Origin of the sequence: Oceanisphaera avium (genome assembly GCF_002157875.1) — a bacterium.
Classification (GTDB): Bacteria; Pseudomonadota; Gammaproteobacteria; order Enterobacterales; family Aeromonadaceae; genus Oceanimonas; species Oceanimonas avium.
The window spans coordinates 821,969-846,411 of the sequence record NZ_CP021376.1 but is presented as its reverse complement, the minus strand read 5'-3'; the positions used below and the strand labels follow the sequence as shown (position 1 = coordinate 846,411).

Here is a 24,443-nt window from a genome sequence, read left to right as displayed (position 1 = left end):
TTTCCTTAAAGATTTTGCGGTAATGGTTGTGGCAGATCATCGGTATTTGAGCCATCCAACCAATCAACTTTGCTCATCTTGCGTACCACCACAAACTCATCGCGGTTACAGCCCACGGTGCCGTAGTAGTTAAAGCCGTAAGATTGCTGGGCATAAGCGCCAATCATATGAGTCGGTTTGAGTACAACGCGAGTCACTGAGTTATGGTGTCCGCCACGGGTTTTAGTGGTTTCAGAGCCGGGCACGTTAACAATGCGCTCTTGAGCGTGATACATCATGACCATGCCTTCTTTTACGCGTTGGCTAACCACAGCGCGCGCGGTGAGAGCGCCGTTGGCGTTAAAGCATTCCACCCAATCGTTATCTTCAATACCGGCTTTTTTCGCGTCGGTTTCAGATAGCCAAATAATGGGGCCACCGCGGCTAAGGGTGAGCATTAATAGGTTGTCAGAATAGGTACTGTGAATGCCCCATTTTTGGTGCGGCGTAATCCAGTTCAAGACAATCTCGGTATTGCCGTTGCTGCGTTGCCCCTTTACTTGGTCGATGGTGCGCGTGTTGACAGGCGGGCGATAGCTCATCAATTGTTCACCAAAAGCCTGCATCCAAGGATGGTCTTGGTAAAACTGCTGGCGGCCAGTAATGGTGCGCCACGGGATCAGCTCATGCACGTTGGTGTAACAGGCGTTATAGCTGACATGTTCATCTTCAAGGCCCGACCAAGTAGGGCTGGAGATGATTTTTCTTGGTTGAGCTTGAATATCCTTAAAGCGAATCGACTCGTGTTCTTTACCTACGGCTAAGTGCGAGTGATCGCGCCCAGTAAACTCAGATAAAGCGGCCCAGGCTTTCACCGCCACATGGCCGTTGGTTTCCGGTGCCAATGACAAGACGGTTTCACAGGCATCAATGGCAGAGTCAATTTGCGGTCTGCCTTTACTCACGCCTTCTTCAAGTACCTTTTTGTTAAGCTGGCCTAAGAAAGTGACTTCATCATCGGTATTCCAACTAATGCCTTTACCGCCATTACCCTTAGTGTTGAGCAAGGGGCCCAGCGAGGTGAATTTTTTATAGGTGTTCGGGAAGTCCCGCTCCACCACCACCATATTGGGCGCATTTTTACCTGGCACTAAAGGTTCGCCGGCGGACTTCCAATCGGTGCCACCAAAAGGTTGTGCAAGCTCGCCTTGGCTGTCGTGCTGCATCGGGATGGTGACAATGTCTTGCTCAACGCCTAAGTGGCCGTCAGTGAGCTCTGAGAATTTTTTCGCCAAGCCTTTAAAAATGGCCCAGTCGGTACGAGACTCCCACGCCGGATCGATAGCCGCAGATAAAGGATGAATAAAGGGGTGCATATCCGAGGTGTTCATGTCGTCTTTTTCATACCAAGTGGCGGTCGGCAACACGATATCGGAATAAACACAGGTAGAAGACATTCTAAAGTCGAGCGTGGTGACCAAGTCAATTTTGCCGATGGCTGCCTCTTCTGCCCAATCCACCTCGGTGGGCTTAAAGCCTTGCTGGCCAGTGTCTTGGTTCATCACGCCGTGCTTAGGGGTGCCCAGTAAATATTTGAGCATATATTCATGCCCCTTACCGGAGGAGCCCAACAGGTTTGAACGCCAGATAAACATGTTTCGTGGGAAGTTATCTGGATTATCTGGTTGCTCACAGGCAAAGCGCAATGAGCCCTCTTCTAATGATTTCACCACATAGTCTTTCACGTCCATACCGGTGGCGTTGGCTTCTCGACACACGGCTAGTGGGTTGCGGTTTAATTGGGGTGCGCTGGGTAACCAACCGCCACGTTCGGCTTGAATGTTGTAATCCAGGGCGTGCTTTGGAAACTGCGACTTGTCGGCCATGGGAGATAAAATCTCGTGCATATCCATGCTTTCATGGCGCCATTGGGAGCTGTGATTATAGAAGAAGCTGGTGCCGTTCATATGACGCGGCGGTGCACTCCAGTCCAAGCCAAAGGCCACCGGCAACCAACCGGTTTGAGGGCGCAGTTTTTCTTGTCCCACATAGTGTGCCCAACCGCCGCCGCTCTTACCGATACAACCACACATGATCAACATGTTGATCAAGCCACGATAGTTCATGTCCATGTGATACCAGTGGTTCATACCGGCACCGACGATAATCATCGACTTACCCTTGGTTTTATCGGCATTGTCGGCAAACTCACGGGCCACTTGGATCACCAGCTCACGACTGACACCGGTAATGGCTTCTTGCCAGGCAGGGGTGCCAGGAATATCTGCCTGATCGTAGCTACTGGCGACGTTGTTATCGCCTAAACCTCGGTCAATGGCGAGTCCGGCGGCACTGATATCAAACACAGTTGCCACGCGCACCTTGCTGCCATCAATGAGCGTCAGCTCACGGCTTGGCACGCGACGAAACTGCACGCCTTCCCCTTCAACGTGTTGGAAATGATCGTGCAAATCACCGCCAAAATAGGGGAACGCCACTTCAACCTCATTGCCTTCATCCAGTAGTGATAATTGCAGCTCAACGTCTTTACCGTCTGTGCCTTCGCGCGCCTCAATATTCCATTTACCTTTTTCATTCCAACGATAACCAATGGAGCCCAAAGGCGAGACCAGCTCATTGGATAAACTGTCAATGGCAATGGTTTTCCATTCAGGGTTATTCTCTTGACCAAGATTGTCGGTAAGATCTGAGGCGCGTAAGAAACGGGTGGGTTTAAAGCCGCTTTCAAAGTCTTCTAACACCACTAACATAGGGAAGTCAGAATAACGACGCACATAATCGGTGAAGTAGGCGCTGGGGTTATCTAAGTGGAATTCTTTGAAGATCACATGACAGAAGGCTTGGGCTAAGGCCGCGTCTGTGCCTTGCTTAGGGTTTAGCCATAAGTCGGTCAGCTTGGCCACTTCGGCATAGTCGGGGGTCACCGCCACGGTTTTGGCACCTTTGTAGCGAACTTCAGTAAAGAAGTGCGCATCTGGGGTACGGGTTTGTGGCACGTTTGAGCCCCAAGCAATAATGTAATTGGAGTTATACCAATCAGCAGACTCAGGAACGTCAGTTTGCTCACCCCATACCATGGGGGAGGCGGGCGGTAAGTCGCAGTACCAGTCATAGAAACTTAAACACACGCCTCCCATCAGTGATAAGTAACGTGAGCCGGCAGCGTAACTGATCATCGACATGGCCGGTATCGGCGAAAAGCCCACTACGCGGTCGGGGCCATACGCCTTGGTGGTATAGACGTTAGCTGCGGCAATGATTTCATTTACTTCATCCCAGTTTGAGCGAATAAAACCACCTAAACCGCGTTGACTCTTATAGGCTTTGGACTTTTCTGGGCTTTCAACAATGCTCTGCCAAGCATCCACCGGTGCTAAGGTGGTTCGGGCTTCGCGCCATAGCTTTAATAGTGCCTTGCGCACCTTGGGGTATTTAACGCGATTGGCGCTATAAATATACCAGCTGTAGCTGGCGCCACGCGGACAGCCACGAGGCTCATGGTTAGGTAAGTCGGGGCGGGTGCGCGGATAGTCCGTTTGTTGCGTTTCCCAGGTGATCAGCCCGTTTTTAACGTAAATTTTCCATGAACAAGAGCCGGTGCAATTTACGCCATGGGTGGAGCGGACAATTTTGTCGTATTGCCAGCGGTCGCGATAACCGTCTTCCCATTCACGAGACTCTTTACGAGTTTCGCCATGGCCATCGGCGAACTCGCCTTGCTTTCTTTTTAGAAAGTGCAGTTGGTCTAAAATTCGACTCATAGTTCTATCCTCTTGAAAAACTACTCAACAACGGCGCGTAACGCGCTGTGTACGACTATTAGCTGATATCACCTTAATTACTTGCTGGCCTGTGGGTTGGCTGCAAGCTCAAGATCCACCGACGAAATGACATATTCTTCGCCAAAGGCGCCTTCTGGCTCTTTGAGCCAAAAGAAACAGGCGGCAAAACTTAGCAGGGCTCCTGCAGCGATAATGAAAAAGAATTGGGAGGGCGTAACAAAGGTGTAAAGCGTGAGATAAAACACGGCGCCCACATTACCGTAAGCACCGGCCATACCAGAGATTTGCCCGGTTAAGCGGCGTTTAATAGAGGGAATAATGCCAAAGGTGGCTCCTTCGGCGCCTTGGACAAACACAGAACATAAAATAGTAACCGCGACGGCCAGCACTAACGACCAACTTGCGTTCATCAAGCCCATCAGTGCAAAACCGATGGCAATACCAATCATGTAGACCAGCATCACTAAGCGGCGGTTGCCACACTTATCAGACACTAAACCCCCGATGGGGCGGGCGACTAAGTTAATAAAAGCGAACGAGGCGGCTATCATGCCGGCGGTAGTGGGTGTGAGGCCCCAGGTCATTTCAAAGAACATGGGTAACATGGAGATGACTGCCAACTCGGCGCCAAAATTAGCAAAGTAGGTAGAATTAAGCGCTGCTACTGAATTAAATGGGTATTTATCATCCTCAGGCACACCACGGCGCAAAATGGGTAGGTTAACGCGCAGGATTTGTACCACTTGATAAAGTACGATGAGCGCAATGACGCCATGAAAGGCCCAAGTCCACGTGCTACTCAGATAGCCCATATCGGCGATACGCCATACCAGTAACGATAAGATGCCAATCATAGGAATAGTCCAAATGATTAACTTCACCATGTCGGCCCAAGAGCTGACTTCCATGGCGCTCACTTGACGTGGCTTATGATGCACTGTGCCGGCAGGGCCATCGGTGATAGCAAACCAGTAATACACCCCATAAAGTGCCATTAAGATGGCAGTATTGGCAATGGCGTAGCGCCAGCCATCTACCCCACCAAAGACATTAAAAGCCAGCATCGGCAAGGTCATGGCGGCGGCGGCAGAGCCAAAATTTCCCCAGCCTGCATAAAAGCCTTCGGCAAAACCTATGTCTCTTGGCTTAAACCACATGGCGGTCATATGAATACCCACCACGAAGCCGGCACCAATAGAGCTCAATACTAAGCGTGATACTAATAATTGGGTGCGCGTTTCGCCAAAGGCAAAGGCGATAGCGGGAATAGCCATGGTCACCATGAGCACCGAGAACACCCGCCTTGGTCCCCACTTATCTAATCCCATCCCCACCAAAATGCGTGCGGGTATGGTTAAGGCGACGTTGGCGATAGCAAAGAGTCGTAAATCTTCGGCGGTCAACCAGCCGAGATCTTTTAGCATACTGGTCGCTAAGGGTGCCATATTGAACCACACGAAGAAGCAGATATAAAAGGCAATCCACGTCAGGTGTAGCGCCTTTATTTCTGGTTTTTTGTAATTAAATAAGTCAGATATTTTCATGAGCAAGCTCCGTTATCTAAGGCAACGTGTTAATAACTCATAAGTAATGGGCAAAGGGTGCTAAGAAAAAACGGTTACGGGTTTTTCACGTAGGCGTTTTTTCGCAAATAGAACCACCAGTTCAAGAGCAAGCACAGGGCGTAAAACCCAGCGAAGCCGTACATGGCAATTTCTGGGGTACCGGCTTTAATTTGCTCACCAATAACAATGGGCGCCACGAAAGAGCCATAACCGGCAATAGCGGAAGTCCAACCTAATACGGGACCGGCTTGCTCGCGGTTATAAATCACGCCAATGCTTCGAAATGTGGAGCCATTACCAATGCCGGAGGCGGCAAACAGCACTAAGAACAAGCTAATAAAGGTAAAAAAGTAGACTTCAGGATGGGCGGAGCTATAAGCAAGTTTTAAGGTGTAGCCCAGTGCCACAGAGGCCACCACCATAATAAAGGTGATAATTTGGGTGACTAAAGAGCCACCAAAACGGTCAGAAATCCAACCGCCAATGGGGCGAGCCAGTGCGCCGACAAAAGGCCCAATCCAGGCATACGTTAAGGCGCTAGGTGCATTAGGGTTAATGACGCGACTCACAGTGCCATCTGCGGCGACCTCATTCAGATAACCAAAAATTACCGTAATAGACAGGGGCAGCGCCATTGAAAAGCCGATAAATGAGCCAAAGGTTAAAATGTAAAGCACACTCATTGACCAAGTATGTTTGTCTTTAAAGATGCTAAATTGGCGCTTTATATTGGGTTTAATGCTGCCAGGAATGAGGCGCAGTAGACCTAAACTACTGATCATAATCAGCGGCATGGCTAACCACATATTTAATACCCCTATGCCCATCGGCTCAGGTAAGTAGAGATACAAACCCACTACTGAGGTAATAAAACTAATGCCGTATAAACCTAAGACTTTACTAAAAGCGCCGACCACAGAGCCCGGTTCGGGAGTAATGGGCAGTAAGTTATTCATGCCTACCCAACTCATGCCAATTAATGGAATAAGAAATATCAACCACACCCAACCGGCATTTTGAATCCAAGTTTGAGAGCCTGCGGGAATACTGCCAATTAAGGTGCCGCTATCTTTCATTAGCTCCATGGAGCCACCGGCTAAACTGCCAAAGATACTCATGGTCATCACCAGCGGGATTAAGATTTGCATGGTGGTGACGCCAAAATTACCTAAACCAGCATTTAAGCCCAGCGCCAGCCCCTGTTGGCTTTTAGGGAAAAAGCCACTGATATTGCTCATAGAGCAGGCAAACTTACCGCCACCAATGCCCGATAACAGCGCCAGCAGCTGAAAGACCCACAGGGGCGTTTGGGTATCTTGTAAAGCGAGGCCCGTGCCAATGGCGGGTACCATTAACAAAATGGTGGTAAAGACGATGGTGTTTCGCCCACCTGAGATACGAATCATAAAAGAGGCGGGAATACGAAAGGTGGCGCCGGCTAAGCCAGAAATGGCGGTTAAAGTAAATAGCTCAACGGGCGTAAATGGAAAGCCTAAATTGAGCATTTGTACGGTAATAATTCCCCACATTAGCCAAATGGCAAAACCCAGTAATAAATTAGGAATTGAGAGCCATAAATTACGCTTAGCAATTTTTTTGCCTGTGGACTCCCAGAATATGGGATCTTCAACATCCCATTTTTCTATGTTGTTGCTCATTATCTGCCACTCCTAAATACACACTGCAAAAGGGTGTTTTGCATCTGCTCGCATAGTAGGGGCAGGGGAGGGGAGTTAATTGATCTGAGTCAGGGTTACAGGAGGAGTAATTAGTTATAAACGGTGAACTACCTATTTAGGGTTACGAGCGAATATTTAAATATATCTAGTAATTACAAACGCTTAGTGAATTATTGCGGATTTTTTAGTTAATCAAAGCCTGCTGTGGATATAAAGGAGTACTTGCTCATATTAAGGAAAATTAATGCTATTAATAGGCAGCTTTTTAATTCGATGTGCCACTGTTAAGGGTAATTTATGGCCAGAGAACAGATACCGTTGGTGCGCTTAACTCACTCTACTGCTATGCGCACTTTGCTGGCTTTTATGTTAGTGATTGCTGTGACTTTAGTGAGCATGTTGGGGGGCATGTACCAAGGAGAGGCGATACGCGGTGATGCTGAAGCCATTAATAAGTCGGGTAGTTTGCGCATGCAAGCTTATCGCTTGGCATTGTTAAGTCGTGAGTCAAATCCCCAGATTATTGCAGACTATATTGTGCAATTTGAAAATACCTTAAATACGAGTGCGCTGCTAAGTGCCATTGAGAAAAATGATCAGCCTGCACTTTCGTCTCAATATGCGCGGGTAGTGTATCAGTGGCAGGAGCTGATGTTGCCGCTGCTACAGAAAACACCCCTTCAACAGCGTGACTTTAATGTGGAGGTGCCTATTTTTGTTACCTTGTTAGATGAGCTCGTTAAAGAGTTGCAGCTGGAGTCAGAGTACAAGCTACACGTGATCCGTAGCCTGCAAGTAGGCACGTTATTTATTTGTGTCATGCTCGGAATAATCGTGACCTTAAGAGTCCATAATAATGTGCTAATACCGTTAAAAGAGCTGGTTAATTTAGCCAAAAAAATAGGGCGTGGTTCTTTTGAGGGCCGCGTTAAGGTCATAGCGCGCAATGAATTAGGCGTATTAGCGGACACCCTCAATCAAATGAGTGCACAATTGAGTGAGCTCTATACTCATCTTGAGCAAAAAGTGGATGAAAAAACTCAAGAGTTACAACTGAGTAACCGTTCTTTAGCCCTATTATTTAATAGTGCACAACGCCTTTATAATCACAGCGGTGCTAATCCTCAGCCCATTTTTGCTGAATTACTCAAGCCCATTGAGCAAACCCTGAACTTAGGGCCCGTCTCTTTATGTTTAACTAGTACTTTAGACAACCCTAACCATGAAGCGCACAGTGCTTTAACCTCTACTCCAGGTCATGCACCAGATTATTGTCAGTTACCTAATTGTGCACAATGCCCGCTTTTTATAAATAAAGGTCTGACTGAGCACGGTACTCAAGTGGTTAGTTTTGCTATTCGTGGTGCGCGCGATGACTTAGGGCAGCTTAGGGTGGAAGTGCCACTAGGGACTGTACTTGAGCATTGGCAGCAGCAGTTAATAACAGCCTTAACGGAGCTTTTTTCTGCGTCTTTAAATTTGCATCATTTAGGTCATAACCAAGCCCGTATTGCATTAATGGAAGAGCGAGCCGTGATTGCCAGAGAGCTACACGACTCTTTAGCCCAAGTGTTGTCTTATCAAAAAATTCAGCTAGCGCGGCTTAAAAAGCAAATCGCCCTAGAAGCCCCACCAGCTGAGATTAACGACACCGTCATCGAGATACAAACTGGACTTAGCAGTGCCTATCGCCAACTTCGGGAGTTACTGGTTACGTTTCGCATTAAATTAGATACCCCAGGCTTAGGCGCGGCGTTGCACAGTACTGTGGGAGAATTTTCTGAGCTAACAGAGGTTAACATTCAGACTCAATATCGCTTAGAGCATTGCCCGCTGACTCCCAATGAAGAAATTCATTGTTTGCAAATTATTCGAGAAGCGTTGAGCAATGTGGTTAAACATGCCCAAGCTCAACATTGTATGGTGACTCTTTATCAAGAGGAGTCAGGTACGATTCATTTATGTATCGAGGATGATGGCATTGGTATTACAAGTAGCGATAGCCCAGCAGGACACTATGGCCTGAGTATTTTAACTGAACGAGCACACAGTTTATCTGGCGATATTACCATAGAGGCGCTGGAGCAGGGCACGGGGATTTATGTGCAATTTTTGCCCCATTATAAGCGCTGCCAATAACATTAAGGAGCTCGTTGTGAATAATAGCCAACCCCAAACACCCCCCGTGCGACACGTATTATGCTAGTGGATGATCACCCCATGTTACGCCGAGGCTTAAGTGATTTATTATCCATGGAGGCGGACTTATTACCCGTGGCCCAAGCCGGCTCAGGTGAAGAAGCCGTGGCTTTGGCGAATGCACTAAATTTAGACTTAATTTTACTCGATCTTAATATGCCGGGTATGGATGGTATTGAAACCCTTCATGCACTGCGCAACAGTGACATAGAGGCAAGGATCATTATTTTTAGTGTCTCTGATGACAAGCAGCATGTGCTAGAAGCGCTACAAGCAGGCGCAGATGGCTATTTGCTAAAAGATATAGAGCCAGAAGAGTTAATTGAGCAAATTCGCTTAGCTGCTCATGATCAGTTAGCGCTGAGTCCGGAGTTAACTCACGTGCTGGCTGAAGCGATTCGTGGTCGAAATAAGAGCACCAAAGTGAGCCCTATGTTGCTCACTAAGCGAGAAAAAGAAGTCTTAAAACTGATTGCCAAAGGGCACAGCAATAAAATGATTGCCCGCCACCTAACCATTGCTGAGGGGACGGTGAAAGTGCACGTTAAGCGGTTATTAAATAAACTCGGCATGCGCTCTCGCACCGAAGCGGCGGTGTGGGTAGTGGAAAACGAACTTCATTAATGCTCCTCTTCAGCAGGTTTGCTCATTTTTATCAACATTAAGGTTGACACTGCATGCTTACATATATGATATTTCGTATATGTAAGCATGACTGAGCCGAATATGACCGAAACGACCTTAACGCCGTTACTCTTTTTTAAGTGCTTAGCCGATGACACTCGTCTAACTTCCTTGTTGCTGTTATTTGAGTACCAAGAGTTATGTGTGTGTGATTTGCAGCAGGCTTTAGAGCTAAGCCAACCTAAGGTTTCTCGACACCTAGCTGAGCTAAAAAAACATCAGTTACTGGAAGATGAGCGACGTGGGCGCTGGGTGTATTATCGCTTACATTCCCAACTCTCCCCGTGGGCGAGGGATATTTTAGGCACTGTGCATCACCAACATAATCTTTATCTGCACCCCTATCGACAGCGCATCACCAGAGCATTGAGCTGCGTGGATTAACCACTGAGAGCTAAGATGAAAATTCTTTATATTTGTACCCATAATCGCTGTCGCAGTATTTTATCAGAAGCGCTCACCAATCATTATGGTCAAGGCCTTCTTATTGCGCGCAGTGCCGGCAGTCAGCCGGTAGGCGAAGTTCATCCTTTAACACTTTTTTATTTGCAAGCAGCGGCTATAGCAACTGGCGAGCTGAGCAGTCAATCTTGGGATGATCTTGCCGAGTTTGCCCCCGATGTAGTCGTGACTGTGTGTGATAGTGCCGCCGCAGAAAGCTGCCCAGTGTGGTTTGGTCAAAGCCAAGTGATCCATTGGCCGCTGGCTGATCCTTCAAAAATTAATGGTAGTGATGAACAAGTGGCGCTGGCATTTGGCGAAGCCATCACCCACATTAAACAGCGAGTTGAGCAGTTATTAGTGATTGCCCGCCAAGCGCCAGAGCAATGGCCGGATGCCTTGGCTTTATTATCCCATTCGTAATGCCAGCTCACCACAAGGTGAGCGAGCTTATTTTGCTAAGAGAGCCTTTTATGAGCCTAACAGACAGTCAACTTCCCGATATCAGCTTACCTAATATTGATGAACAACATTTTCAAATACCGCATTTTTCACAATTAAGTCACTCCCATAAGCCGCGGATTTTATTGCTCTACGGCTCATTACGCCAATGCTCGTTTAGCCGTTTAGTGATAGAGGAGTGTGCTCGATTATTACTGTTTATGGGCGCAGATGTACGAATTTATGATCCTACTGGTTTGCCGCTCGCCGATGGCGCCGATGCCGAACACCCTAAAGTACAAGAGCTTAGAGAGCTAGTCACTTGGTCTGAAGGTCAAGTGTGGTGCTCTCCTGAGCGCCACGGTGCCATGACCGGCGTAATGAAAACACAAATTGATTGGATCCCTTTATCTTTGGGTGCGCTGCGCCCCACTCAAGGTAAAACCTTAGCTGTGATGCAAGTGTGTGGCGGCTCGCAGTCTTTTAATGTGGTTAATCAATTGCGAGTACTAGGGCGTTGGATGCGTATGATCACCATTCCTAATCAATCCTCGGTGGCCAAGGCGTTTAATGAATTTGATGAAAATAAGCGCATGAAGCCCTCGCCTTATTACAATCGCATTGTGGATGTGATGGAAGAGCTGCTCAAGTTCACATTGCTGACCCGAGATAACAGCGCCTATTTAACCGACCGTTACTCGGAGCGAGTAGAAACGGCCGAACAACTCATGGCCCGAGTTAATCAAAGCGCTCTTTAGAACTCACGTCGTAGGCTATACGCCGTACGCTTTATCTAAAAAGACGGTGTTTGTTTGACTCGTACTGCGTATGGCGTATGGCGTTAAAAAAAAGGTGTAAATATGGGTGTGTTTGAGCGGTATTTGTCGTTGTGGGTGGGTTTAAGCATAGTAGTGGGGATCTTATTGGGACAATGGGCTCCGGGAGTCTTTGGCCAGATTGCGCAATTAGAGTATGCCCATGTCAACTTGCTGGTGGCGCTACTTATTTGGTTGATGATCTACCCCATGATGCTGCAAATCGACTTTAGTGCCGTTAAAAATGTCGGTAAAAAACCTAAAGGATTACTGCTGACCCTGGTTGTCAATTGGCTTATTAAGCCCTTTACCATGGCGACACTGGGTTGGTTATTCTTTAGAGTACTATTTGCACCTTGGGTTGATGCTGCTACGGCGGGAGAATATATCGCCGGTATGATCTTGCTTGGTGTGGCTCCTTGTACCGCCATGGTGTTTGTGTGGAGCCAGCTCACTCGAGGTGATGCCAATTACACATTGGTGCAAGTGTCAGTGAATAATCTCATCATGATGTTTGCCTTCGCACCTTTAGCGGCATTGTTGCTGGGCATAAACGCCATTCAAGTGCCTTGGAATACCTTGTTATTATCGGTGTTGTTGTATGTGGTATTGCCGCTAGGGGCCGGCATTATTACCCGCAAGCTTTGGACTCAGGCTCAAGAAAAGCGTGCCCAACCCTTAGCGGTGTCTTATTTAGCACAGCGCTGTAAGCCTTGGTCAATCTTAGGGTTATTAGCCACAGTGGTCTTGTTGTTTGGCTTACAAGCGCCGACTATTTTAGCTAATCCCTTAGTGATTGGCTTAATTGCTATTCCTTTATTGCTGCAAACCTATGGCATTTTTGCACTGGCTTATTGGCTAGCCAAGCGCATGAAGCTGCCGCACACCATAGCGGCACCGGCGTGCATGATCGGTACCTCCAACTTTTTTGAGCTAGCAGTCGCCGTGGCTATTGGCGTATTTGGCCTACATTCAGGCGCGGCACTGGCCACCGTAGTGGGCGTGCTAGTGGAGGTACCGGTGATGTTGTCCTTAGTGTGGTTTGCTAATCACACCCGAGATTATTTTGCTACTGATGAGTAATAAAAACCCGCTTTGTTAAGAGTAGGGCGTGAAGGGGACAATACACTCCCCCTCTTCGGGAAGCGGGACGTTTTACGCCTTACGTTAAAGAAAGACACCGATTTGGGGTTGGTTTTACGTAAAGCGCTCAACGCTTGGCGTACCACGTTTTTTAAACTGTTTCGTGGATTTAGTTGCCAGAGAGTTTAGGTTTATTGTGTTTTGGCTAATTAAACAACAACACCGAGCCGAGGCACGGTGTTGTTCGTACAGCGTAGAACGTACAGCGGTATTTACTTGCTTAATCGGGCATCCAACTCTTCAATTTTAGCTTGCCAAATGGCGGGGCCGGTGACGTGCGCGTTATTGCCTTCACTGTCTACCGCCACTGTGACGGGCATATTTTCTACTTCAAACTCATAGATGGCTTCCATGCCCAAGTCGGCAAAGGCCACCACGCGCGCTTTTTTCACCGCTTTCGCCACCAGATAAGCAGCACCCCCCACCGCCATCAAATACACGGCTTTATGCTGCTTAATGGACTCAACGGTCGCGGGGCCACGCTCGGCTTTGCCAATCATGCCCAGTAAACCGGCATCTTCTAACATCATGTCGGTAAACTTATCCATGCGAGTGGCGGTGGTGGGGCCAGCAGGGCCCACGGCTTCGTCGCCGATAGCATCAACGGGGCCCACGTAATAAATAAAGCGCTCGTTAAAGTCCACCGGCAAGGCTTCGCCATTAGCTAACATTTGCTGAATTCGCTGGTGGGCCGCATCTCGCCCAGTGAGTAATTTACCGGAGAGCAATACCGTCTCGCCCATTTTCCACTCCATGATGTCGGCATGTGTCACAGTGTCTAAGTTAACGCGCCGCGCACTGTCGCCCACCTCCCACGTCACTTGTGGCCAGTCTTCAAGCTTTGGCGGGCTTAGCTCGGCGGGACCCGAGCCATCAAGAGTAAAGTGCACATGGCGCGTGGCCGCACAGTTTGGAATCATGACCACCGGCTTAGAGGCCGCATGGGTGGGGGCGGTTTTAATTTTAATGTCGACCACTGTAGTTAAGCCACCCAAACCTTGGGCACCGATACCCAGCTTATTGGCTTTTTCAAAGATTTCTAAGCGCAATTTCTCTTCAGTGGACTCGGCGCCCCGTTCTATAAGCTCGTGAATATCTACTGGATCCATGAGTGACTCTTTGGCCAGCACCGCGGCTTTTTCGGCGGTGCCGCCAATACCAATGCCCAACATGCCCGGTGGGCACCAACCCGCCCCCATAGTAGGCAGCGTTTTTAATACCCATTCTGCCACGTCGTCGGAGGGGTTAAGCATGGCCATTTTAGACTTATTTTCAGAACCACCCCTTTGGCGGCAATCGCGACTTCAACGCTTGAGCCAGCTACCATATCGATGTGCACTACCGCTGGCGTGTTGTCTTTGGTATTAATGCGCTTGCCGGCAGGGTCGGCCACAATAGAGGCGCGCAGTGGATTATCGGCATTTAAGTAAGCACGGCGCACCCCTTCATCCACCATTTCTTGTACTGTTAAATCACTGTCCCACTGCACTTGCATGCCAATTTTTACAAAACAGGTCACAATGCCAGTGTCTTGGCATAAGGGGCGATGTCCTTCGGCGGCCATACGCGAGTTAATTAAGATTTGCGCAATCGCGTCTTTTGCAGCACGGCTTTCTTCTTTTAAATACGCTTTTTCTAGCGCGTGTACGAAGTCCAGCGGGTGATAATAAGAAATATATTGCAGTGCATCGGCAACCGACTCGATAAAATCCTGCTTCTTAATAATGCTCATGGCTTCCTCTTGCGGGTCGGCGGGGGCTAGGTTGAGGCAAATAGGGTGAATACAAGTTAGTTAAAAAAATAAGCACACCCATCCAGAACCGGCTCTGTATTGTTAATAGGGGGCTATGATACGCTTCACCGCCCTAGGCTGGCCAGTCTCGCTGGTTAAGGATGTTAAAATTGTCGAGTGGATTACAGTATGCAAATGTCTTTACACATCCATAGCCAAGCATTTAGTGGGGCTGTGCACGATTTTTTTTCACCTATTGCGCATCTGCCATGGGCCATGTTACTGGAGTCTGGCGCGCCCTTAAGTGTCGATAGTCGCTTTCATATTATCAGTGCTGAGCCGCTAGCGACCTTAACCACTGACGGTGAGCTCACCTATATTGACTATCAAGGCGAGCGCCAGATCACTAACGACTCACCTTTTGCACTCGTAAAGCACTGGCAAGATAAACTCATTGGCAAAGTAAGCTTGCCCGCAGAGTTTGCCCATCTGCCCTTTTGTGGAGGAGCCATAGGCCTATTTAGTTATGACTTGGGGCGACGACTGGAACAACTCCCCACTCGCGCCATCAATGATCAACTAACCCCCGACATGGCGGTGGCCATTGTCGACTGGGCCTGGGTGATTGATACCCAGAGTCAATGCGCATATTTAGTGGTGGTGGGAGACGAGCAAGCACTTAAAGCGCGCTTATTATGGTGGCAGCAACAACAGATTAAACCGGGCCTGCCTTTTAGTCTCACCAGTGGGTGGCAAGCCAGTAAGAGCCAAGCCCAATATCTGCACAGCTTTAATCAGGTACAGTCTTATTTAGCGGCGGGGGATTGCTATCAAATTAACTTAACGCTGCGCTTTAAGGCCACCTATACCGGTGACAGCTGGCAAGCCTATTGTCAATTAAGTGCACAAAATCAAGCGCCGTTCTCTGCTTTTTTACAATTACCTAGCACTACCTTATTAAGCGTATCACCAGAGCGTTTTATTGCCCTTAATGACCAATATGTAGAAACTAAACCCATTAAAGGCACGCGGGCGCGAAGTCGTGATGTGCTGCTTGATCAGCAACTGGCCACTGAGTTACAACAGGCGCCTAAAGATCGCGCCGAAAACCTAATGATAGTGGACTTATTACGTAACGATATTGGGCGGGTGTGTGTACCAGGTTCGGTAAAAGTCCCCTCTTTATTTGCCATAGAGTCGTTTCCAGCCGTGCATCATTTGGTGTCTACTATTACCGGTGAGCTGGATGGGGCGCTAAGCGCCGTGGACTTATTAGCCGCCACTTTTCCTGGCGGCTCCATTACGGGAGCGCCCAAGGTACGTGCGATGGAGATTATTGAAGAGCTAGAGACGCACCGTCGCCATGCTTATTGTGGCAGTATTGGTTATATTAGTGCTCATGGTCGTATGGATACGAGTATTACCATTCGGACTTTAGTCGCAAAACAGCCGTCGCTTTATTGTTGGGCAGGCGGGGGCATAGTCGCGGACTCAGAGGCTCAGTCTGAGTATCAAGAGTTATTTGATAAACTAGCGAAAATTTTGCCGGTCTTAAGTGCTATCTCGCCCGTTGAGGGTACCTAACATGCGCCATGCTCCAGTACATGTTTGCCTTAACAAGTAAAAATGATGACTTTAAGTGAATTAAAAACCCGCATTAATTTATTAACGCCGCGACCTGATCCCACTCTGCCACGCCATGCTCATGCAGCGGCGGTATTAATGCCGATTGTTGAAGGCAGCTGTGGCTTAGAGTTAATACTGACGCGCCGTAGTCTAGAGTTACGCCACCACCCAGGGCAGGTGAGTTTTCCTGGCGGGCGTTTTGATAGCACCGATGCCAGTCTTTGGCACACGGCACTTCGTGAAAGCTGGGAAGAAATTGGCTTATTACCGCATTTATGCCAACCGCTAGGCCAACTCGAGGCGCAATATACAGTGTCTGGCTTTGCGCTTACGCCTTTTATTGGCTTAGTTTCAGGTCAGCCCAGCTTTAAACTTAATCCCAGTGAAGTGGCGGCAGTCTTTCAAGTGCCACTGGATTATTTACTGGACTTGCGCCATCACCATATTTTTCGCCTTAACCGTCAGGGACAAGAGCATGAGGTGATATTTATTCGCTGGCAGCAAGTGTGGATTTGGGGCATTACTGCACGCGTTATTCATAACTTCTCTAAGCAGATTGCTCGTTAGTTCGCGATCGAGCTCACATATTCCACTGCCAAAATGTCTCTTTACTAAAATAAATTTTTCTCTGCATCATATATCCCTACAATATTCTGATTAAAGTTAGGCGGCTATGACGGCCCGTTTAGCTAGGAGTGGCGATGATCAGCGTATTCGAACTGTTTAGTATTGGCATAGGCCCTTCTTCTTCACACACTGTGGGGCCGATGCGCGCCGCGCTAGATTTTATTCAGCATGTAAGCCAGCAAGATGAATTAAGCGCAGTAACAAGAATAGAAGTAGAGCTTTTTGGCTCTTTAGGGCAAACCGGTCATGGCCATGGCTCCGGCAAGGCGGTGATTTTAGGCCTAGCAGGTTTTGCTCCTGATACGGTCGATATTGATCTTATCCCAGAGTTTTTAGCCGAGGTTGACCGCAAGGAGCAGTTGTTACTCAATCAACTGCACAGCGTCGTTTTTCCGCGTCGCAATGCGATTGTTTTTCATCAGCGCAAAACGCTGCCGCTGCACAGTAATGGCATGACCTTTCGGGTGTTTGGTAAGCCAAGTGATAAGGTTTTGCATGAGCAGTCTTATTATTCCATAGGGGGCGGCTTTATTGTTAAAGCACAAGATTTTACCAACGCTACGGCCATCGCCCACTCTGGCAGCCCGATCGTGCCTTATCCATTTAGTAGTGGAGATGAATTGCTTGCACTGTGTCAGCAGCACCAGCTCAGTGTAAGCGAGCTAATGCTGGCTAATGAACAAGTAAAGCGCAGTGAGTCAGAGATAATTCACGGCTTAACTGAGTTATGGCAGGTCATGCAAGCTTGCGTCAGGCGAGGCTGTGAAACTTCGGGAGTCTTACCCGGGAGTTTAAAGCTTCGCCGGCGAGCCCATGACTTATTTATTAAACTTAATAGTGAACCAAGCCAAGATCCCTTGCACGTCATGGAGTGGGTGGACTTATATGCGATGGCGGTGAATGAAGAAAATGCCGCGGGGGGGCGCGTGGTTACGGCTCCTACTAATGGTGCTGCGGGTATTATTCCTGCGGTACTGCATTATTATCACCATTTTGTGCATCCGGTGACCGAGGCTCACTTGCTCACTTATTTTTTAACGGCCGCCGCCATTGGCATCCTATATAAAGAAAATGCCTCGATTTCGGGTGCCGAAGTAGGTTGTCAAGGCGAAGTGGGGGTGGCTTGCTCAATGGCGGCGGCGGCCTTGTGTGCTCTACAAGGCGGCAGTGTTGTGCAAGTTGAAAATGCAGCAGAAATAGGGATGGAGCATAATTTGGGGCTCACTTGCGATCCCGTGGGCGGTCTTGTACAAGTGCCCTGTATAGAGCGCAATGCCATGGGCGCGGTAAAAGCCATTAATGCGAGTCGCTTGGCGCTGCGCGGTGATGGCCAGCATAAGGTATCGCTAGATAAAGTCATTAAAACCATGCGCGAAACGGGCTTTGATATGAAGAGTAAATATAAAGAAACCGCCCGCGGCGGCTTGGCCGTGAATATTACCCAGTGTTAGCCACTGCGGGGAGTGATAAGCCATACGAATAAAAAACAGCGAGCCTCGCGGCTCGCTGTTTTTTTAAAAGAGGTTAAGCGCTTTACGCGTTAAGAAAAAGACGATTTGCTGCCAGATATCAAGCTTTCGCGTAAAGCTAATGCGCCCAGAGGGGGGCATTATTTAATTCGCATGCCGGGCTTTGCGCCGGCGTGAGGCTCTAAAATCCACAGGTCTTCACCACCTGGGCCGGCTGCCAGCACCATGCCTTCACTCATACCAAAGCTCATCTTGCGCGGAGCCAAGTTGGCCACCATCACCGTCAGTTTGCCCTCTAAATCTTCGGGCTTATAAGCGGACTTAATGCCGGCAAATACTTGGCGAGTCTCGCCGCCTAAGTCCAATTCTAAGCGCAGCAGTTTATCGGCCTTAGGCACAGCCTCAGCTTTGCTGATCAAGGCGACGCGTAGATCAATTTTAGCAAAGTCATCAAAGCTGATGGTCTCACTAATAGGGTCGTCGGATAACGGTCCGCTAAGCGGGGCGGCGGTCACTTCTAGCTCGGCGGCTAAGTCTTCTTTAGAGGCTTCTATCATGTTAGCGATGTGCAGCGGATCCATGCGCTTAAATAAGGGGCTAAAGGCACTTAGCTGATGGTCGACTAAGGGGCTAGCTACGCCATCCCACGTTAAATGAGTATTAAGGTAAGCCTCGGCACGCTCGGTCAAAAGTGGCATAACCGGTTTTAAATAAGTCATTAATACTGCAAATAAATTGATGCCCATGGAGCAGACTTCATGTAACTCTTGGTCTTTACCCTCTTCTTTAGCCAAGACCCACGGCGCTTTATCATCGACATAGCGGTTCGCTTTATCGGCCAGTGCCATAATATCGCGAATGGCGCGGCCAAATTCGCGTTGCTCATAAAAGTGGCCGATGCGCTCGGCCGCGGCGGCAAAGTCCGCGTATAACTGTGGCTCACTGCAAGTGGCAGCGAGTTTTCCTGCAAATTTCTTGGTGATAAAGCCTGCATTACGTGAGGCCAAGTTAACCAGCTTATTAACCACATCGCTATTTACGCGAGCCACAAAATCAGTGAGGTTTAAGTCAAGATCGTCAATACGACTTGAGAGCTTAGCAGCGTAATAGTAGCGCAAGCACTCAGGGTCGAGGTGCTGGAGATAGGTATCCGCCTTAATAAAGGTGCCTTTTGATTTTGACATTTTAGCGCCATCGACGGTGACATAGCCATGGACGAAGACATTGGTGGGCTTTCTAAAGCCGCTACCCTCAAGCATGGCCGGCCAAAACAGACTATGGAAATACACAATGTCTTTACCAATAAAATGATAAAGCTCAGTGGTGCTGTCTGGTTGCCAGTATTCATCAAAGCTCACATCGCCGCGCTTATCGCAGTAGTTCTTAAACGAGCCCATGTAGCCAATGGGCGCATCTAACCATACATAGAAATACTTGCCAGGCGCGCCAGGGATCTCAAAACCAAAGTAGGGCGCATCTCGGGTAATGTCCCATTGATGTAGACCGGCTTCAAACCACTCTTCTAATTTGTTAGCCATTTCTTCTTGTAGCGCGCCAGAGCGAGTCCAGGCTTTTAACATGGCGCTAAATTGCGGTAAGTCGAAGAAAAAATGCTCGCTGTCTTTCATGATGGGCGTTGCCCCCGACACTGCCGAGTGCGGGTTAATCAGCTCAGTAGGGCTATAGGTGGCGGCACAGACATCACAGTTATCGCCGTATTGATCCTCTGACTTACAGCTTGGACAGGTGCCTTTAACAAAGCGATCTGGCAAAAACATATTCTGCTCAGGATCAAAAAGCTGAGAGATAGTACGGTTTTCTATATAGCCGTTTTCTTTTAAGCGCCCATAAATAAGCTCAGCCAGCTCACGGTTCTCAGTGCTATGAGTGGTGTGGTAGTTATCAAAGCCGATATTAAAACGGGCAAAGTCAGCTTCATGCTCGGCTTTCACCTGGGCGATCATTTCTTCAGGCGCTATCCCTAACTGCTTGGCCTTGAGCATAATGGGCGTACCATGGGCATCATCGGCGCAAATAAAATGAACAGTATGGCCGCGCATTCGCTGATAACGAACCCAGATATCAGCCTGAATATGCTCCAACATATGGCCAAGGTGAATAGATCCATTGGCATAGGGTAGGGCGCAGGTGACAAGTATCTTACGTGGTTCGATAGCCATAATTTCCATTCTATATAAGTCAATTAAGGTGGGGGCGCTATGTTACCCGAGTTTTTTTCGCTTATACATAGATGGCTAACTTTTTCCGCCGGATAGCGGTAAAAGTCAGCATATTTTAGTGTTTAAGAAAATAAAGACGCGCTAATGGCGTAATTTTGCGCTTTGTAGAGTGTTGTGCGTTTCGTCGCTGTAGGCTTTTTGCTAGAGTGGCTAGCATCTTCATCAAGAGGCAAGAGTGCATGAATAATAACGATATTATGGCGGTGCTAGGCCAGTTTGTTCCCCCACACTGGGCAAGAGATATTGCAAGCAGTGGCGTGGTGCGAGATACCCATTTAGCACAAGATACCTTAGTGCTTAAATTGGTCTTGCCTTTTGTTGACTATCAACTCGATGCAAGCTTACGCCAGCTTGACTCTAAGCTGTGCCAAGTGAGTGGCGCTCAGCGAGTAGAGTGGCAAGTGAGCGTGGATGTGGCCACATTAGCTCGGGCAAATGATGCCCAAGGGGTGGCGGGTGTGCGCAATATTATTGCCATCTCTTCTGGTAAAGGCGGCGTAGGTAAGTCCACTACGGCGGTGAATGTGGCTTTGGCACTACAAAAACTCGGCGCGCGAGTCGGCATTTTAGATGCGGATGTGTACGGACCTTCAATTCCTATGATGTTAGGGATGATGGGGGCCAGACCGGTTAATGATGGTAAAACGATGGTGCCGATCCAAGCACATGGTCTGCTCGCTAACAGCATAGGTTTTTTGGTTAACGAACAAGATGCCACTATTTGGCGCGGCCCTATGGCCAGTAAAGCGCTCACACAAATTTTGCATGAAACCCGTTGGGGAGAGCTGGATTATTTAATCGTGGACTTGCCACCAGGCACAGGCGATATTCAAATTACTATTTCACAAAGTGTCCCCACTACGGCCGCAGTGGTGGTGACCACGCCACAAAATGTGGCACTGGCAGATGCCGTTAAAGGCATTAGTATGTTTCGCAAAGTGAATGTGCCGGTGCTGGGGGTTATTGAAAACATGAGTTACCATATTTGCGGCCAATGCGGGCATCAAGAAGCGCTCTTTGGTGAAGGCGGTGGCTCGCGGGTGGCGCAAAAAAACCAAGTGCCTTTACTTGGCCAGCTTCCGTTGAATGCCCGTATTGGGGTAGACATGGATAAAGGTCGCCCCACCATGCTAGTCGAGCCAGATGGCGAGATAGCCGAGCAGTATTTAACCATAGCGGCGCGCATTGCGTGTGGCTTATATTTTAGCGGTAAGGCCATCCCCACCAGCCTGTATACTCGCCTCGTTTAATCAGTTGCATAATGCTTAGATAGCCGCGTTCATTAGCTATGCTAGAAGGGCCTGTGGTCACGCTCTGGCATAGCGATGAACGGCAAAAGCCGTCGCGAGCAATATGAGTCTTTATCGTTAGTTGAGGAATTTTCATGCGTCTTTGTGATCGCGACATTAAGCGTTATTTGGCCGACGGTATTATTAATATTACGCCTGAGCCTGATGCTGAGCGTATTAGTGGTGTTAGCGTTGATGTGCTGTTAGGCAATGAGTTTAGGGTATTTGCGGCACACAGTGCCCCCTATATTGACTTAAGTGGCCCAAGAGCCGAAGTGGCGGCCGCCATTGATAGCGTAATGAGTGAAGAAATTTTTATTGCCGATGGTGAGGCGTTTTTCCTTCATCCTGGCGAATTAGCGCTAGCGGTCACTCTTGAATCTATTACCTTGCCCGATAATATTGTCGGTTGGCTGGATGGGCGCTCCTCATTGGCACGCTTAGGGTTAATGGTGCATGCCACGGCACATCGCATTGATCCGGGCTGGTCTGGGCGAATTGTGCTGGAGTTTTATAACGGCGGTAAGTTACCGCTGGCGCTGCGCCCACACATGGTGATTGGCGCCATTAACTTTGAAACTATGTCAGGCTCTGCTGAGCGACCTTATATGAGTCGTGCCAGTGCTAAGTACAAAGCCCAGCAAGGGGCCGACGCCAGTCGCATTAATCAAGACTAAAAATAACCATACGGGAAATACGCATGAAGAAGCTACTCTATGGATTGGCGGGTTTAGTCCTGCTGATCTTACTGGCCGCCATTGTCTTAACACAATGGGTGGATACCGACCGCGTGAAACGATTGCTAGTTGAGCAAACCAAAGAAAAAACCGGTCGCACCTTAGTGATCAATGGTGACTTAAGCTGGCGTTTTTTCCCGTCCATTGGCTTTACGGTGACCGATGCAGCCTTACTTAATCCCCCCCAATTTGAGGGCGGTAATACCTTAGCGGTGGGGGAGCTAAGCTTAGATGTCGCCCTTCAACCTTTATTTAATCAGCGCTTGGAAATTGGCGAAGCTGTGCTTAAAAATGCCCGGCTTCATTTAATTACTCGCGCCGATGGCACAACTAATATCGATGATTTGCGTGAGCTTGCTCAGCATAAAGAAGCCGCTGCTCAACAAATAGAGACGAGTGATAAGACCCTAAGCTTACCCCAAGAAAACAACGCGCCAAATGCACAGAAAAAATCCCTAGATGTGACGTTAGCTGGGGTACAAGTACAAGATGGCGAAGTGGTGATGCAAAATCAGGGCACGGGTAAGCTCACTCGTTTAACGAAAGTGAATGTTAAATTAGATGAATTTGCTCCCGATAACGTCGTCCCGCTAAATTTATCGGCTAATTTATTTAGCGATGATATTCAGGCCTACATTACCCTTGATGGAAAATTTTGGTTAGCGCCTGAGCTTAACCGTTTTTCTATTAACGACTTAGTCTTAGAAACCAGTGCTACAGGTCGTGCTATTCCAGGCAATAAACAACTTAAGCTCCAAGGTCAGCTAAGTTATGATATTGAACAAAAGCTGGCAGAGTTTAGTGAGCTTAATTTAGCGGTAGGTGAGCTCAATGTAAGCGGTGAGCTGGCACTTCGCCAACAAAGTGTGCCTGAGTTAAGCTTTAACTTGCATACGCCATCGCTAAACTTAGATGCGCTACAAAAGGAGTGGCAAACGGGCACGCCTGGAGTGAGTAAAAAATCTGCGAGTAAAGCCAATCGCCAATCCAGCGCTTCTAACAGTAAACAAAAAGCCACGCCCATCACGCCGACCTCTGTGCCTGCCACTTTATCTTCTTCCACCCCTACCAGTGAGGCCAGCAAAACCTGGTTGCATACGCTGGATCTTGAAGGAGACTTAGCTGCAGACACGCTAATTATTCAAGGCGTTGAGTTAGAGCAACTTGCAGTGCACATTAAGTCTAAGCAAGGAAAGCTTGAGCTAAACCCTATCCAAGCGCAGTTGTATGAGGGACATACCAAAGGTCAAGCTACTCTGAATTTTAGTGAGCAGCCCACGACTTTTCGACTACAGCAACAGTTAAGCCAAGTGAATGCTAAAGCCCTACTGAGTGCGACCACGGATATTGATTATTTAGAAGGGCTGACCGATATCAGCTTAATTGCGACCGGTGAGGGCTTTAGTGATACCCAGTTACAAAAAAATCTTAACGCCAGCGCCGAGTTAAAGATGCGTGATGGCGCGCTAGAGGGCGTGAATGTTACAGAGCTTATTCAGCGTGCCCACGCTAAAGTCAAAGGGTTGCCGGTACCGGTAGCAACGGCAGCACAAAAAACTGACTTTAGTGAGCTAGCGGCAGACTTTGCCTTAAACAAAGGCGTGGTCAGTACCGATAATTTACATCTTGTGTCCCCCTTATTACGTATCGATGGCCAAGGTCAGACTAAGCTGGCCGATGAGTCCATGGATATCTTATTAAATACCGCTGTGGTAGGAAGCATAAAAGACCAAGAGGGTGAAGAGATAGATGAGTTAAAAAACATTATCTTGCCTATTCGTATTAGCGGTACCTATAAAGAGCCGCAATATCGCCTCGATTTACAACAAGTATTTGATATTTACCTAGGTGATAAAACCGACAAGGAAATGGATCGTTTAAAGCGAAAGTTAGACGGTAAACTCGGTGATAAATTAGAAAAAAAACTGGGAGATAAACTGCCCGGCTTATTAGATAAATTAGGGCTGTAATACG

At 48.2% G+C, this 24,443-nt stretch carries 16 protein-coding genes and 1 pseudogene; 12 read left to right on the top strand and 5 right to left on the bottom strand.

All coding sequences use genetic code 11. From position 1 onward, the window contains the following. Nucleotides 1–5 precede the first annotated feature (5 nt). From CBP12_RS03815 to CBP12_RS03805, 3 genes are all read right to left on the bottom strand, one after another. Nucleotides 6–3,761 (bottom strand): nitrate reductase subunit alpha, encoded by a 3,756-nt coding sequence (locus CBP12_RS03815; RefSeq protein WP_086963106.1) that lies wholly within the window; start codon nucleotides 3,759–3,761, stop codon nucleotides 6–8. Between the two features lie 77 nt (nucleotides 3,762–3,838). Then, entirely contained in the window at nucleotides 3,839–5,326 is a 1,488-nt protein-coding gene (locus CBP12_RS03810; protein ID WP_086963104.1) for an MFS transporter, read from the bottom strand. A 74-nt stretch (nucleotides 5,327–5,400) separates the two neighbouring features. Next, a complete protein-coding gene (locus CBP12_RS03805) occupies nucleotides 5,401–7,005 on the bottom strand; it encodes an MFS transporter (RefSeq protein ID WP_086963102.1) in 1,605 nt (534 codons plus the stop codon). Between the two features lie 318 nt (nucleotides 7,006–7,323). Between CBP12_RS03805 and CBP12_RS03800 the strand changes: the two genes are divergently transcribed. The 6 genes from CBP12_RS03800 to arsB all read left to right on the top strand — a co-directional run bounded on the left by CBP12_RS03800 (nucleotide 7,324) and on the right by arsB (nucleotide 12,689). Next, nucleotides 7,324–9,165, top strand: coding sequence for a histidine kinase (locus CBP12_RS03800; RefSeq protein WP_198341852.1), 1,842 nt, complete (start codon nucleotides 7,324–7,326; stop codon nucleotides 9,163–9,165). 60 nt (nucleotides 9,166–9,225) lie between these two features. Next, nucleotides 9,226–9,849 carry a two-component system response regulator NarL gene (gene narL, locus CBP12_RS03795; RefSeq protein ID WP_086963100.1) on the top strand — a complete coding sequence of 208 codons (624 nt, stop codon included), beginning with the start codon at nucleotides 9,226–9,228 and terminating at the stop codon, nucleotides 9,847–9,849. A 102-nt stretch (nucleotides 9,850–9,951) separates the two neighbouring features. Beyond that, nucleotides 9,952–10,293: a metalloregulator ArsR/SmtB family transcription factor gene (locus CBP12_RS03790; protein WP_086963098.1), complete on the top strand. Its 342-nt coding sequence runs from the start codon at nucleotides 9,952–9,954 to the stop codon at nucleotides 10,291–10,293. Between the two features lie 15 nt (nucleotides 10,294–10,308). Beyond that, the gene (locus CBP12_RS03785) at nucleotides 10,309–10,773 is read left to right on the top strand and encodes an arsenate reductase ArsC (protein ID WP_086963096.1); all 465 of its coding nucleotides are present in this window, start codon (nucleotides 10,309–10,311) and stop codon (nucleotides 10,771–10,773) included. A gap of 50 nt (nucleotides 10,774–10,823) precedes the next feature. Beyond that, nucleotides 10,824–11,549, top strand: a complete 726-nt coding sequence (gene arsH / locus CBP12_RS03780) for an arsenical resistance protein ArsH (protein ID WP_086965353.1) — start codon at nucleotides 10,824–10,826, stop codon at nucleotides 11,547–11,549. A 102-nt stretch (nucleotides 11,550–11,651) separates the two neighbouring features. Continuing rightward, nucleotides 11,652–12,689 (top strand): ACR3 family arsenite efflux transporter, encoded by a 1,038-nt coding sequence (gene arsB, locus CBP12_RS03775; protein WP_086963093.1) that lies wholly within the window; start codon nucleotides 11,652–11,654, stop codon nucleotides 12,687–12,689. 272 nt (nucleotides 12,690–12,961) lie between these two features. Here the strand turns inward: arsB and CBP12_RS03770 are convergent. Next, nucleotides 12,962–14,481 (bottom strand): annotated as a pseudogene (locus CBP12_RS03770) (fumarate hydratase). A gap of 189 nt (nucleotides 14,482–14,670) precedes the next feature. On the opposite strand from CBP12_RS03770, the gene pabB reads away from it, so the two are divergent. The 3 genes from pabB to CBP12_RS03755 all read left to right on the top strand — a co-directional run bounded on the left by pabB (nucleotide 14,671) and on the right by CBP12_RS03755 (nucleotide 18,185). Next, nucleotides 14,671–16,065, top strand: coding sequence for an aminodeoxychorismate synthase component I (gene pabB / locus CBP12_RS03765; protein WP_086963092.1), 1,395 nt, complete (start codon nucleotides 14,671–14,673; stop codon nucleotides 16,063–16,065). A 42-nt stretch (nucleotides 16,066–16,107) separates the two neighbouring features. Beyond that, entirely contained in the window at nucleotides 16,108–16,674 is a 567-nt protein-coding gene (locus CBP12_RS03760) for a CoA pyrophosphatase (RefSeq protein ID WP_232455141.1), read from the top strand. Nucleotides 16,675–16,808: 134 nt separating this feature from the next. After that, complete coding sequence (locus CBP12_RS03755) at nucleotides 16,809–18,185, top strand: L-serine ammonia-lyase (RefSeq protein WP_086963088.1); 1,377 nt, start codon at nucleotides 16,809–16,811, stop codon at nucleotides 18,183–18,185. 158 nt (nucleotides 18,186–18,343) lie between these two features. Here the strand turns inward: CBP12_RS03755 and metG are convergent, their stop codons facing one another. After that, a complete protein-coding gene (gene metG / locus CBP12_RS03750; protein ID WP_086963086.1) occupies nucleotides 18,344–20,383 on the bottom strand; it encodes a methionine--tRNA ligase in 2,040 nt (679 codons plus the stop codon). Between the two features lie 239 nt (nucleotides 20,384–20,622). Between metG and apbC the strand changes: the two genes are divergently transcribed. The 3 genes from apbC to CBP12_RS03735 all read left to right on the top strand — a co-directional run bounded on the left by apbC (nucleotide 20,623) and on the right by CBP12_RS03735 (nucleotide 24,439). Next, entirely contained in the window at nucleotides 20,623–21,693 is a 1,071-nt protein-coding gene (gene apbC / locus CBP12_RS03745) for an iron-sulfur cluster carrier protein ApbC (protein ID WP_086963084.1), read from the top strand. A 134-nt stretch (nucleotides 21,694–21,827) separates the two neighbouring features. Further along, entirely contained in the window at nucleotides 21,828–22,409 is a 582-nt protein-coding gene (dcd, locus tag CBP12_RS03740) for a dCTP deaminase (protein ID WP_086963082.1), read from the top strand. Between the two features lie 23 nt (nucleotides 22,410–22,432). Further along, the gene (locus CBP12_RS03735; protein WP_086963080.1) at nucleotides 22,433–24,439 is read left to right on the top strand and encodes an AsmA family protein; all 2,007 of its coding nucleotides are present in this window, start codon (nucleotides 22,433–22,435) and stop codon (nucleotides 24,437–24,439) included. Nucleotides 24,440–24,443 lie beyond the last annotated feature (4 nt).